Genomic DNA, 12,886 nt, shown 5'->3' on the forward strand with positions numbered 1-12,886 from the left:
GCTTTTAAAGACAGTACCTTTCCATTATATTCCGGTGAATTTTCGATAAAGATAAATTAATCGAATACCGAAATGCCATTTCAATCAGGGCTAGGTAGCCAGGGCACCTTACGAAATCTCAATGGGCTGAGCCTGGCAGGATTTCGTAAGTACTAGGTGGGGAAAAGAAGCGTATTAGAATTTCAGAAACTTCCGACTTACGAAGTTATTCATCCGCTCCTTCCCTTTCTAAACTTCGTAAGTCATCACATTATTCTGCGTTAACGATGGAAACGGCATCCTTTTTGGCTGGCACCCTGAGCGTAGTCGAAGGCCAGCCAAAAGATACAGTGTACAGCGTGTTAAAACGCCCAAATAATTATGCACTGATCACTAGTCTTGATCCAAAAATTAATATTACGCCGATTTTATGCGGCCCCATAAGGAGACTTTAGACTAACGACTCACGACTGAGGACTTCTTTAATCTTCTCATAACTGATCTGCTCATCAGGTTCGATTAGAATGCCCTTTACTCCTGCCCCATTTGCAGCTTCAACATCTCTTGGCTTATCGCCGATCATAATAGATTGTGCCGGGTCGATATTGTACATATCAATTGCATCCAAAATCATTCCCGAAGCAGGTTTTCTACACTTGCATTCGCCGCCAACAGTTGGATGATGCGGGCAATAATAAAAACCTGCAATATCGGCTCCTTGAGCAACAAAAGCATTGCGGAGCATTTGATGCATAATGGCCAGCTCTTGTTCGGTATAACGTTTTAAAGCAATACCGCCCTGATTGGTAATTACAATTAAAAGATAACCTTCATCGAATAGTTTTTTTAATACTGGAATTTGGTAATCCAGGATTTTAAAATCTTCAACACGGCAGATGTAATCATATATTTCGTGATTGAGTACACCATCACGATCAAGAAAAATAGCTTTATTCATTATTGAGATATGAGTATTGTGATTTGAGACGGTATCATAAATATAGAATTGTCATCCTGAGCCTGTCGAAGGACCTGTTTAAATGCCTCTCAGCGTTTCGACAAGCTCAACGTGACAAAATTCGAATGGAATTAATTATAACAAATGGTACACCCTCTTTATAATTCGCCAAAATAACTGAAAATTAAGGAGAAAAGAAAGCCCAATCTAATTAAAGACCGGGCTTAATCATAAAATTTATTTGGTTTTGGTTATTTCAGATTCAATCCTGCTTTATGGCCTTTTATAGCAAAATACAGAATGTATAAGTAACAAGGTAGTACAGTTAAAAGATAGGCCAACTGAAAGTTAACATGTAATTTTTCATTTAAGAAAGCATATAATAATGGCATTAAAGCACCACCTGCAATACCCATAATCATAATTGCAGAACCGATTTTGGTAAATTTACCCAAGTGGCTAATGCCCAGTGGGAAAATTGCCGGCCACATTAATGAATTGGCTAAACCCAATAGGGCTACAAAAATTACGGCAAACCAGCTGGAAATAGCAAAAGATAAAATGGTAAATATGATGCCTAAAATAGCACAAATTCTAAGGGCCTTTTGCTGAGAGATATATTTTGGAATGGTAACGATACCAATAATATAACCGATTAACATACTGAAAAGCGTAATAGAGGTTAACTTTCCGCTAATCTCTGCGCTAATGCCTAACTCGCGGCCGTAAATACCGATAATATCGCCAGCCATAACCTCTGCGCCAACATATACAAAAATACAAAGTGCACCCAGGAACAAGTGTGGGAACTGAAAAATACTTGTATGTTTTACCACTTCTCCTTTGCTTTCGTCGATCACATCTTCTTCTACTTCAACTTCTGGAAGGTTGGTGAATTTAATAAAAACGGCAAAAAGGCAGAAAACGATTGCTAAAACAATGTAGGGCATATTTACACGTCCTAAAACATCATTTAATAACTGCTCGTGCACAGCGCCGGTAGCAGCTTTGATCTGTTTCTCCACTTCTGAAGCATTTTTCAAAAACAGACTGCCCATAATCAAAGGCACAATCATTCCGGCAAACTTATTACAGATACCCGCAATACTGATCCGTTTTGCAGCACTTTCTATTGGGCCGATAATGGTTAAGTAGGGGTTTGATGCGGTTTGCAACAAAGCCAATGCCGCACCCTGAACAAAAATCCCGGTTAAAAACAAACCAAACGTTCTGGTTTGGGCCGCAGGTATAAATATCAAAGAACCCAGGCCTAAAATAACCAAGCCTAAAACAATGCCATTTTTAAAGCCAACTTTTTTAAGTATCCACGATGATGGCAGCGCTAAAAAGAAGTAAGCCATGTACGATGCAAAGGTTACGAAGAATGCCTGTAAGTTTGATAATCCGAAAGATAATTTAAAGAAAGGAATTAATGTTCCGTTTGCCCAGGTTACAAAGCCAAAAATAAAGAATAGGGCACAAATGATAATAAGCGGTTTTGGCCCTTGCGTTTGACCTGATTTAGTTGTTTGTTGCATAAAGTTTTGGTTCGGTTTAATTTGTTTGGGCCAAACTAAACAATAATATTTAATAAAATAAGGATCAAACGTTTGCGTAATTTTAACTTTAACAGAAAAGGGCTTTAGTTAGTGCTCACGCACCTAAAACCAGTATGCTCTAAGCCTGTATCAAAAGAAGTTTTCATTCTCGATGTTACCCGGTAACCTTTACAATAAGAGGCGTTGCACATAAAAGAACCACCCCTTACCACTCTTTTAGGTATAGTCGGCTCCATCGGGTCGTAGCTATCTGAAGGGCCTTTAGGATTGGTGCTCAACCCTGAAAGCTTGCTATAATAATCAGGCCGGTACCAATCGCTGCACCACTCCCATACGTTGCCCGCCATATCATAAAGTCCATAACCATTCGGCTTAAATTTTTTCACTGCAGCTAGACCATTAAAACCATCCCAATTGGTGTTTTTAACAGGAAAGCTCCCCTGCCAGGTATTGGCTTTTACTTTACCTTTTTCTATATCTTCATTCCCCCATGGGTATTTTTCATTTTTCAAAGCACCTCTTGCGGCATACTCCCACTCTGCCTCTGTTGGTAAACGTTTACCCGACCATTTACAATAGGCCATGGCATCATCCCAGGATACATGTACAACCGGAAAATTTTCTTTTCCTTTAATATTGCTGTTAGGACCATGAGGATGTTTCCAATTGGCGTCTTTAACCCAACGCCACCATTGCGAGGCATCATTTAAAGAGGTAACACTTCTAGGCTGATAGAAGACCAAAGACGCTGCAACAAAAACACTGTCGGGCGGTTTTGGCGTACCTGCCGGAAGCTGTTTTTTCATTTCTTCCCAATCTGGTTTACGCTCGGCCGTAGTAAGATACCCGGTAGCATCAACAAACTTTTTAAAACTGGCATTGGTTACTTCGGTAGCATCAATCCAGAAGGAAGAGACTTTAACCTGATGTTGCGGGTATTCATCATCTCTACCCTCTTTATCAGAAGCGCCCATGGCAAATTCGCCAGCTGGAATTAAAACCATGCCTTCATGACTTACTTTATTATTGGAAGCGAAACTTGAAGAATCTTTTACCGCTCCAAAACGGCTTGGCATATTTTTTTCGCATGAGGCTAAAGAATCTTGCTTGTGTTTAGCCTTTTCTTCTTCTTTAGCGTGTTTAGATTGACAGGAAAATATAAAGAGAAGCGGCAAAAAAAACAAAGCAGAAAGAAATCTATGCATGATTGATATTAAATTAGGAGCGCTAAAAATATCAATTAAGTTTAAAAAAGAGAAGCTAAATAATTAATTCGCCTATAAATCAATACACTAACGCATTTGGCAATTTTTTATTTGCAAGAAATGCTTCATAACCCTATATTTGCACCACTTTAAAGGAAACGGATAACGTTTTAAGCAAAGTAGATTCCGTAGCTCAGCTGGTAGAGCATTACACTTTTAATGTAGTGGTCCTGGGTTCGAATCCCAGCGGGATCACAGAAAATAGTATCAAAACTACGTAAAAGCTTGCAAATCACATGATTGCAAGCTTTTTTGTTTTAGTGGAAAATCTAAAATACTCACCGATTCTCATATTAAAAGTGTGTAATTCGGTGAGTAATTTAGGTACTAAAAGAACTCACCGAATTATATATAACCACTTGTTTAACAAGTCGTTAGAGCATCGAACATCTTGACGTTTTCAGACTGCAGGGCTAATTTTGTTAACCTTAATTCAGTTTATATGAAAACTAATTTTAGCTTGCTTTTTTATCTTAAAAAGCAGAAAAACTATCGTGGCGGCCATGTGCCAGTTTATTTAAGAATAACTGTTGCTGGAAAAAGGGCAGAAATGACCAGCGGGCTTGAATGCGATCCTGTAAAGTGGAATACTGAATCTGGTAGACAGGATGGGAAAAAAGAAGATGTAAGAAGCTTTAATGCTTACCTGGATAATCTCCAGGCAATGATCAACCAGGTTTACAGGGATCTTTTTGATGCAGGTGAAATTATCACCTCCGAAAGAATTAAGTGCAAATTTCTTGGGCGGGAAGTCCGGAAGCATACCTTGATGGAAGGGGTCAAAATACACAACGAGAAGATGGAAGCCCTAGTTGGACGTGAATACGCCATTGGTACTTTGAAGCGCTTTCAGGTCCTGGAAAGGCATCTTGTCGCTTTCATGAATGAAAAATACAAGATAACAGATATCAACATCAAAAATATTAACCATGCGTTTATAAGAGATTTTGATTTTTTCTTGAGGTCAGTAAACGGTTGTGCCAACAATACCACAGTTAGGTATCTGAAAAGTCTTGGTAAAATCCTACGCATTTCTTTGAGCTTAAAATGGATAGACAGCGATCCAATGTTTGGATACAAACTAAAGAGTAAAAACGTGGAGCGTTCATTTCTTACAGAGGATGAATTAACTAAAATTTCAGAAAAGCAGTTCTTAACCGAGCGGTTAAGTCAGGTACGTGATGTCTTTATCTTCTGCTGTTTCACAGGACTTGCTTATTCTGACATAGAAAAGCTGAGCTTATCTAATATTAAAGCAGGTTTAGATGGCAAAAAATGGGTTTATATAAACAGAACCAAGACGGGAACGCGTTCTGCTGTTCCCCTACTGACTCCTGCAATCGCAGTATTGGAAAAATATATCGATCATCCCTATTGCATCACCAAAGACAGAGCATTGCCAGTCTCGAGCAACCAGAAGATGAATGAGTATCTAAAAGAAATTGCTACTGTGTGCCAAATTGATAAACCCTTAAGCTCACATATTGCAAGGCATACATTCGCTACTACTGTTACCCTTCTTAATGGGGTGCCAATGGAAAGCGTATCGAAGATGCTTGGACATACCAATATCAGGACTACCCAGATATATGCAAAGGTCTTGGATATAAAGGTAAGTGCAGATATGGCGATTCTAAATGATAAATATTAATAAGATAGATAAACAACTGACAAATATTTAAAAATATTAGGCATTAATTCCTGTTTTAGTTAGATTTGTAGGATGTTAAAGGAATTGAACAAAAGAGTAATCGTTGTGCACTGGAAAAGATTTGCCAGTACGGATATTGATGTGTTTTCAAGTCTGAAAGGATTTTGCGACAGCTACCCAACCTATAACTATCATACATTGAACAACTATCTTTCGAAAAAGAAGATTCCGTTCGAAAACGATGAAATCAAGATTGAAAGACAGCCACTGATACAAAAGATCAGGAGACCAGACCTTCCAAAGGTACTGTTCTGGGATTTCGATTTCGAAAAATTGGATTGGAACAGGAGTTACAAAACCGTTATTGAACGGGTGCTTGATAAAGGCAATACAATGGATTGGGAGGAGATGATCAGGTTTTATGGTAGAGAAAACGTAATAAGAGCCCTCAAAGAAGACATCACCTATCTTTCTGATATGACCATGGAGGCCGTTTGCAAATATTTTCAGTTGAGCAAAGAAAAACTCAGATGTTACACAAAGAAACAGTTACACCAGGGACACTGGATCTAATCCAGACACTGATGCAAGACCATCAGCTTAACTCCTTTTACCTTGTTGGAGGTACCGCACTATCTTTAAGGATCGGACACAGGGAATCCATAGATATCGACCTGTTCAGCTCTTCGGACTTTGATGGTGATGGACTCGCCGTACACTTAAGGAACAGCTATGGCGCAGATGTAAAACGCCACAAGGGCAACTATGTAAGTGGTAGTATTGGCGAAGTTGATTTTGATTTTATTTCGCATAAATACCCGTCTATCAAACCAGTAGAAACAATCGAAGGCATAAGGATGATGTCCAATCAGGATATATCGGCCATGAAGATCAATGCAATTGTGAATAGCGGACAACGGATCAAGGATTTTATCGATATGCATTACCTGTTAATGGAAATGCCTTTGGATGAAATATTGGATTACTACTGCCAGAAATACCCAAATGTCGATCCCAACACCGCTAAGTCATCCCTAATGTACTATAACGATATCGACTTTAATGTTCCCGTAAAACTGATGGACACAAAGCTAAAATGGCAGGATGTTCAGAAAAGTATTTCAAAGGCGGCAAGTGAATATACCCGTTTATTAGAAAGCAGGGAATTGTACAGTAAGCTTCAGGAAACAAAAAACAGCCTAAAAAATGACCGTGATAGAGGGATGAGTCGCTAGGTTTTCAAAAATAATTGGGATTGGTTATCACAATTCGTGATAACCAATCTTAGTTTAAGGTACCAAATTGGCACCTTAAAATTTGGGTAATCTAATCTCACATAATCTTCTTTTCAACTGACATACTTATCCAGTAAATTCCCATTTGTCCCCTGTGATCCATTGTGCCTTTTGGCAACTGATTTTTAGGACAGCTTAAAATTGATGTATCTACCCCTTTTACAAATGCCGTTAAAGTTTCAAGTTTATTTTCTGAAAATTGAAGTATCGTATAGTCCCAACTGGAATAAAAAGACAACATCCACTTAAATTCTGCATCGATCTTTCTGTCGATTAAATATTGATCTAAAATGGAATACGATGCAAAAACGGTTGTATTGTCAAGATCTTCAATTCCTGTATAACAACTGGGCTCCACCTGAGCATACCAATTTAAAAATATCAGCCGCTTTAAGATTTCAAGCTTTGCTGCTTCGTCATCAATGCGAAGATAAAGTTCAAGATAAGATTTATGGATATTCCGATATTGGTCAAATATTCCTTCCGCGGAAAGTTTTTCGGTTACAAAGTCCATCGTTCCATTTTGAGACTCGGCATAATCCCAAATTTCTACTTCTCTGTCAGATAAAATGTCGATTTCTGTTTTCATAATTTACTCCAACCCGTGCTTTTTAGATAAACAGGGCTGTGCATAATCGGTTAAGCATTTTGGTTAAACATATCTATTATCCTGCAGCCACCCAATTGCTTTTTTAGTTACAAATTCTTTTATATTATCTTTTGTTGCTTCTGGTACATAATGTTGATAGGCTTCACCATAGTCTAAATCGCACCATGCCCAATAAAGAAGATAAAAATCAAAGATTGGTTTTTCATAGTCAAAAGCTAGTCCTGTTGAATATAAAGCTTTTAGATTGCTCTTAACATCTATCGCTTTAGCCATTTTTTCAATGAAAGTTCTACAGTATCCAACAATTGCTTCGTGTTTTTCTGGCAACACAATAACAAGCTCATTAAATGAAGAGAGTAGATGTTTTTCTGCTTCAAAAAAGTTAGCTGGTTTGGAAATACCTGCTAAAATCATTAAAGAAGGTGTTTCGTAACCAAGCGACAACATTTCGACAGCCCAATCGATAGACTGATCGATATCGAAATCTTTAAGATATCGATATGCAAGCATCTTGCTAGTCAAATCACTTGTACGCATTCGTAGTTGACTTATAGTTGAGCATTCTGTCTCAATGAATTATAAAGTCGTTCTACAATCCAATCAAGTTCTGCTTGTTCACATGCATATTCGCTAATCTGTCCGTAAACTGCATATGGCGAAATATTAAACCCATCTTCTATATCGTTATAAAAAATTACTGTATTTCCGAAAACAGCAACAACCCAAAATCCTCCGCCCTCGGCTCCATATTCTTTTTCCTGCCATTTTTGGGGTGCAATTTTAATCAGATTCCAAAAGTTCAATGGTTCACCTTCGAGTTTTGATTCTCCCCTTGAGATCCATTCTTCTAATTCAGCTAATGAAATTGGTATCCACATGATTGTTTTACCTAGTCTGCTTAGCTTTATTTATGCTGATCTTACTTATAATCTTCTTTTCTGTTTCAGCCTGTATCACATTGACGATTAAATTAGGATCGATATTTAAAATATAAGCCAAGCGCAAGATTTCAGAAACTGTAAACTTCTCTGGATCGGCCAGTTTTACAGAATACCTTTCTGAATTGATACCTAAAAGTTTGATGATCTTAGTTGGGTATAATTCCGAAATATCATACATTTTTTTGATCTTGTTGGTTTCAAACATTGCGCCTATTGACGAAAGATCTTTTTCGGGATTATTATTGTTGCTCTTCCAATTAGCCATATTACTACGTTTATAACTAAAGTCGTCAATAGATTACTATTCATTTATAAAAAAGAACCATTAGTAAATTTAAAAATACTAATAGTTTGTTTTTGTCTTGACTTTTGACTATGTTTGGGTATGAAAAAATAAAGAATTATTTTTAGCGATTACTTCACAAAATATTGAAGCATTCGCACTTCGAGTCTCGTCTTAGAAACCTGAGAAATTTCAAATGGATACGAGAGGTAAGTGTAGTGCTCACGTCATAGGCGTGAGCCTGCTTTTCCGTATCCAAGGCTTCTCAGGGCCACTAAGACGGGAAGTGGGTTTCACGCCTTATTTTGTGCCGCCCACTTCCAAGACTCATTTAGACAGAAATTAAATGAGATCAATATGGAACCATCAAAATTATCACCAGAAGCTGAACACGCTGTCCATTTCAGGGAGTTTATCCATCGGCTTGCCCAGAAGTTCGAACCACTCCAGATCTTCAGCTTTTCGCAGAACAGCTACACTCATTATTCCCAAGGCTGCTTTAATGACCATCAAGGCTATTTCAAATGTGACCATTGCCTATTGGTAGTTACCGAAACTGCAACCCGAATAGATTATGAAATGCAGGATTTCGCCAATAGTTATTATCAGCATGGAACGATTACTGTGATCTGCCATGGCAGGCAATCGGTTATGGACGCAGTACAGCAAAATAGCCGCTTTTTTATCAGCGTGCTTACCTATGGAAAACTGCTCTATAGTAAGAATGGACTGTTAGACAGTGATCCAATATCTGCGTTTATCCCCACAAAGGGCGCAATCAAGGCAATAAGACATTATGAACATCGTATACCGCTGGCTGACGGATTTCTGATGTGTGCATCCGAATGTCTGGAAAAGGAACAGTTTGGGATTGGTGCCTTTATGCTCCATCAGGCCGTAGAACAGACTTGTATCTGTCTGGTGAGGGTTAATATCGCCTACCGTTCGGAGTTCCATAACCTTTACCGTCTGCTCCGTTTGTGCACTTGCTTTTCTGAAAAGCCTTTTCAGCTTTTCCTGTCCACTCCCGAAGATGAGCGCTTATTTGATGTAATGGCAAAAAGTTATTCTGGTTCGCGTTATAAAGATGATTTTACGGTTTTCCGGCAGGATGCGGAGCGTCTTTATCAACGGGTCGCATCTTTTCTTTTGTTGGCAAAAGAGATGTGCAACGAGAAAATAGAACTGCTTGCCAAATCGGCATCAGATTATGCAGCCTTAAAAAACGCTGATCATGTACAGATCGAAAAAATATTACAAACCAATATTTGAAATTATGAAAAAGCAAACAAAAAAAACATCTGATAACAGGATCGTTTATCTTGACAATGATGAAATCACAGATCCGATAAAAGTGGTAAACGATTTTTTCAGTCACTCTTGGTTGCCCAATCATTTGAAGATGCTGAAACGCTGGCGAAACGATGCAGCGCTTGAATCTGAAGAATCAAAAAAATGTAGCCCAGACTACCTTGTCTATAATTACGAACTGACCATAAGGCTAATAGAGGCCGCCTGGCTCTTAAAGAGCCACAAGCTTGCCAGACTTGACTTCGATGACAAACAGCAAAGTGATATCGCAAAATGGTACATCAAAACGGAAAGGAAGAAGCTACGGGACTATCCTGAAAATCTGAGCATTCGGGAAATCGTAAAACCTTTATCTGTACTAAAGAAAATGTTCAGGATCTATAAACTGGACGGGTATAAAAAAATCCTGAACACATGGCTTCACGAAGCGCTTAGCAGCTCATTCATGGAAGAAAGCCTTTCCAAATCTGAAGTAATCACGGTTTACGAACAATTGGTCAAACTGTTCGAGGCTACCTGGCTGATCAGTGAGCGCATAAAAGATGGCAACTAAAACTTTATTTTCCGCCCCGACTGAACGAACTGCCTAACGGAAAAGACGGGTCAACCGCCAAACCTTTTCCGTAGACACCAGAGCAAAAACAGCGGGGTTGTGTGGGCTGGCCGTTTTTGCAGGCCGCAAATGCGCGGGGGGGGGGATCTGAGACTACCGCCCAAGGCCCTGGTTTTGTTGCATCTGTCGCTTCCGTTTTTTTCGTGCTGCAAGTTCTACTGGATTTACCTCAGGTTCTATCGACTGCACTGGTTCCAGCATTGCCTCGATAAACCCACTGATCGACTGACCTGTTACCTTGACCATATCCGCAACCGAGTTAAAAAGGCCATCTGCTACATCCCGTGCCAGTTCATTAACGTGCTTTAAATTATGGTGCTGATTTGTTGACATTTCAAGAATATCCATCTGTTCCCTCTGTACGGTGCTACCGTTCTTATGGACATTGGCATGCGCAAAAGTCTCCTTTAGCCCTCTGTCAAAACCAAAGAGCCTATCAAAGGTTGTCTCTCCCGATTGCTTGAATGCCACACGGTTGAACTGCCCCAGTTTTTTGGAATGTGCCTGGTTCTTGCCCTTTGAATTGTTCATCGGGCTTAGCTTGATTTTGTTGCTGGCATCCTTTCGGCTTACGATAATCTGAATGTGCATCTGGTTGCCCTCTTTTTTCTCACCACGTTTCCTTTCACCACTCAATACTTCTTTGTCCTTATGGCCGTAGTAGCGATGGTTCTCGATCTTGCCGAACCACATCAGGTCTTTGGCGGAACTGATTCCTTCACGCTTGAAGTTTCTTGCATATTCGTCCATTACCTTTTCGGCATATTTCTTCAGCTGTTTCTTCATCTCCTTTTTACCATAGCCTTCTTCGAGGTATTTTAGTTCTTTTTGGCTGGGGCTGATGTTGACCAGAAAGAACTTTGCATCGGCCTTGCAGAGCTTGGCGATATTGCTATCTATTAAATGCCGCACCTCATAGGATTCGATCCTGTTGCCAGTATGATTAAACCAAAATTCCGGCTCAAGTTTATCTTTGATCCTGTTCTCCTTTTCAAGATAATGCACCAACTCCCTGCTGCTGCTCTTGTTGTTTGCGGTTGCGCTGTCGGTAATATTGATGTACATATCAGAGCAGTTCTATTTGTTTACGCGTCCGTTCGGCTAGTTCTTCTTTTTCCTTACCTGATGTCATCATGCCCATTCGTTCACGTTCCCTGATGTAGCTGTTCATTATCAGCATGAAATTCTTCTTCAACGTTTCCTTTGTGATTATTTTCATCTCGATGTTGGTGGCTACTTCGTGCAAAGTGCCCAGTCTTTTGGTCTGTGCAGACTGGTTTGACAGCATCTCCTCATTATGCTTCAGTATCTGACCATTGAAGCGGTCAATTATCTTCTTCATCGCTTCGATCATCCTAGCCGAATCACGTTTGATGGGAATGAGCAGCTCGGCCTCCTGTGTCTTGATGAAGCCGATGTATTCCTTTTGTCCTTTAAGGATGGTGTTCTTCAACAGTTCATCGTTCATGTCGGTAGGATCTTTTTTGCTCCGATAGAAATACTCCACCATCTGGGAGAACACCAAACGCTTTGACCTGCCGAGCTTGAGGGCGATCTTCTCGAATTTCACATCATCCTGCACTGAATATTTTACCGTTCTCAATGTTTCCTGCATATCCATATATCTTTATAACCTTTATATCGCACCCTTAAGGAGGTTCCAATTTTGACTTCTATGGCACTTTAACATTGGACGAGAACCCCTGGAGGGTTCTCGAAACCCCCACTGCGCAGCGTGGTGCAAGCAAAGTAGGGCTCTGCCCAACTTCCGCTTGCTCCTTTTCCCGAAGAAGGAAAAGGACTTTTCTGCAATGTGCCTACCCGTCATGGTTCGCTATTATTTTCCAACAAAGTAACACGGCTGGCAAGGTTCGGATGGTACGACGGTTCGTATTCGATAAGGCCGTTTGCGATCAGCTCGCCCATGCATTTGTGGTAGGTTGCATAGGAACGGATGGCCGAATGTTTCATCAGTTCCCGCCTTGAAACCCGAAACGGATTTTGGCGCGATGCCTTGTCGTGGTACATGAGTATGGCCGAATAAAGGCTGAGGTGTGATTGACGGAAATGCCTGTTCCCGCTGGCAAGCTTCAGAAAGCTCGCCAGTTGTTCTGCCGTTCCCATTACGAATTTCTGATTTCGCCCAACAACTGTTCGATGTCCGCATGTGCATAGTAGAATATGCCACCGATCTTTTCATAGGGAAGTATTCCCTTTATGCGAAGGTTCTGCAAGGTGCCAGATGAAATCTTCAATAGCTTCCTTACCTCCGAACTTCGGAGGAATTGCTTGTTGGTTACCGTTTCATTTGTTTTGATGGTCTGTTTGATCTCCTCAATAAGTTCGGACTTGAACCTGTGGAGCTCTTCTCTTGTTAAGATCTCGATCTGCATAATGCCTCCGTTTTTAAGTTTACGGAAG

At 39.9% G+C, this 12,886-nt stretch carries 16 protein-coding genes and 1 tRNA gene; 6 read left to right on the forward strand and 11 right to left on the reverse strand.

Annotation, left to right across the window (positions count from 1 at the left end; all coding sequences use genetic code 11):
- Positions 1-430: 430 nt before the first annotated feature.
- From J7E57_RS08110 to J7E57_RS08120, 3 genes are all read right to left on the reverse strand, one after another.
- The gene (locus tag J7E57_RS08110; protein WP_215126878.1) at positions 431-937 is read right to left on the reverse strand and encodes a D-glycero-alpha-D-manno-heptose-1,7-bisphosphate 7-phosphatase; all 507 of its coding nucleotides are present in this window, start codon (positions 935-937) and stop codon (positions 431-433) included.
- Positions 938-1,188: 251 nt separating this feature from the next.
- Positions 1,189-2,475 carry a sugar MFS transporter gene (locus tag J7E57_RS08115; RefSeq protein WP_215126879.1) on the reverse strand — a complete coding sequence of 429 codons (1,287 nt, stop codon included), beginning with the start codon at positions 2,473-2,475 and terminating at the stop codon, positions 1,189-1,191.
- Positions 2,476-2,579: 104 nt separating this feature from the next.
- Positions 2,580-3,701 carry a formylglycine-generating enzyme family protein gene (locus tag J7E57_RS08120; protein WP_215126881.1) on the reverse strand — a complete coding sequence of 374 codons (1,122 nt, stop codon included), beginning with the start codon at positions 3,699-3,701 and terminating at the stop codon, positions 2,580-2,582.
- A gap of 182 nt (positions 3,702-3,883) precedes the next feature.
- Here J7E57_RS08120 and J7E57_RS08125 point away from each other — a divergent pair.
- The 4 genes from J7E57_RS08125 to J7E57_RS08140 all read left to right on the forward strand — a co-directional run bounded on the left by J7E57_RS08125 (position 3,884) and on the right by J7E57_RS08140 (position 6,647).
- Positions 3,884-3,956: transfer RNA gene (locus J7E57_RS08125), tRNA-Lys, on the forward strand.
- 247 nt (positions 3,957-4,203) lie between these two features.
- Positions 4,204-5,412 (forward strand): site-specific integrase, encoded by a 1,209-nt coding sequence (locus tag J7E57_RS08130; RefSeq protein ID WP_215126890.1) that lies wholly within the window; start codon positions 4,204-4,206, stop codon positions 5,410-5,412.
- A gap of 72 nt (positions 5,413-5,484) precedes the next feature.
- Positions 5,485-5,985 carry a DUF6922 domain-containing protein gene (locus J7E57_RS08135; protein ID WP_215126892.1) on the forward strand — a complete coding sequence of 167 codons (501 nt, stop codon included), beginning with the start codon at positions 5,485-5,487 and terminating at the stop codon, positions 5,983-5,985.
- Positions 5,943-6,647 (forward strand): nucleotidyl transferase AbiEii/AbiGii toxin family protein, encoded by a 705-nt coding sequence (locus tag J7E57_RS08140; protein WP_215126894.1) that lies wholly within the window; start codon positions 5,943-5,945, stop codon positions 6,645-6,647. The genes J7E57_RS08135 and J7E57_RS08140 overlap by 43 nt, the downstream gene beginning before the upstream one ends.
- A gap of 97 nt (positions 6,648-6,744) precedes the next feature.
- On the opposite strand, the gene J7E57_RS08145 is transcribed toward J7E57_RS08140, so the two are convergent.
- From J7E57_RS08145 to J7E57_RS08160, 4 genes are all read right to left on the reverse strand, one after another.
- Complete coding sequence (locus J7E57_RS08145; RefSeq protein WP_215126896.1) at positions 6,745-7,296, reverse strand: hypothetical protein; 552 nt, start codon at positions 7,294-7,296, stop codon at positions 6,745-6,747.
- Between the two features lie 63 nt (positions 7,297-7,359).
- A complete protein-coding gene (locus tag J7E57_RS08150; RefSeq protein WP_215126898.1) occupies positions 7,360-7,854 on the reverse strand; it encodes a hypothetical protein in 495 nt (164 codons plus the stop codon).
- Between the two features lie 11 nt (positions 7,855-7,865).
- On the reverse strand, positions 7,866-8,195 hold the full coding sequence (locus J7E57_RS08155) for a hypothetical protein (RefSeq protein ID WP_215126900.1): 330 nt from the start codon (positions 8,193-8,195) through the stop codon (positions 7,866-7,868).
- A gap of 7 nt (positions 8,196-8,202) precedes the next feature.
- Positions 8,203-8,523 (reverse strand): hypothetical protein, encoded by a 321-nt coding sequence (locus J7E57_RS08160; protein WP_215126902.1) that lies wholly within the window; start codon positions 8,521-8,523, stop codon positions 8,203-8,205.
- Between the two features lie 375 nt (positions 8,524-8,898).
- Here J7E57_RS08160 and J7E57_RS08165 point away from each other — a divergent pair, with 375 nt between their 5' ends.
- Positions 8,899-9,813, forward strand: coding sequence for a HEPN domain-containing protein (locus tag J7E57_RS08165; protein WP_215126904.1), 915 nt, complete (start codon positions 8,899-8,901; stop codon positions 9,811-9,813).
- Between the two features lie 4 nt (positions 9,814-9,817).
- Positions 9,818-10,405, forward strand: coding sequence for a hypothetical protein (locus tag J7E57_RS08170; RefSeq protein WP_215126906.1), 588 nt, complete (start codon positions 9,818-9,820; stop codon positions 10,403-10,405).
- Between the two features lie 153 nt (positions 10,406-10,558).
- Here J7E57_RS08170 and J7E57_RS08175 read toward each other — a convergent pair whose 3' ends face one another.
- The 4 genes from J7E57_RS08175 to J7E57_RS08190 all read right to left on the reverse strand — a co-directional run bounded on the left by J7E57_RS08175 (position 10,559) and on the right by J7E57_RS08190 (position 12,858).
- Positions 10,559-11,530 (reverse strand): DUF5712 family protein, encoded by a 972-nt coding sequence (locus tag J7E57_RS08175; protein WP_215126907.1) that lies wholly within the window; start codon positions 11,528-11,530, stop codon positions 10,559-10,561.
- A 1-nt stretch (position 11,531) separates the two neighbouring features.
- A complete protein-coding gene (locus tag J7E57_RS08180) occupies positions 11,532-12,086 on the reverse strand; it encodes a BfmA/BtgA family mobilization protein (protein WP_215126909.1) in 555 nt (184 codons plus the stop codon).
- Between the two features lie 203 nt (positions 12,087-12,289).
- The gene (locus J7E57_RS08185) at positions 12,290-12,589 is read right to left on the reverse strand and encodes a hypothetical protein (RefSeq protein ID WP_215126911.1); all 300 of its coding nucleotides are present in this window, start codon (positions 12,587-12,589) and stop codon (positions 12,290-12,292) included.
- Positions 12,589-12,858, reverse strand: a complete 270-nt coding sequence (locus J7E57_RS08190; protein ID WP_215126913.1) for a helix-turn-helix domain-containing protein — start codon at positions 12,856-12,858, stop codon at positions 12,589-12,591. Before J7E57_RS08190 ends, J7E57_RS08185 begins: the two co-directional genes overlap by 1 nt.
- Positions 12,859-12,886 lie beyond the last annotated feature (28 nt).

Origin of the sequence: Pedobacter sp. ISL-64, from assembly GCF_018613605.1 — a bacterium.
Classification (GTDB): domain Bacteria; phylum Bacteroidota; class Bacteroidia; order Sphingobacteriales; family Sphingobacteriaceae; genus Pedobacter.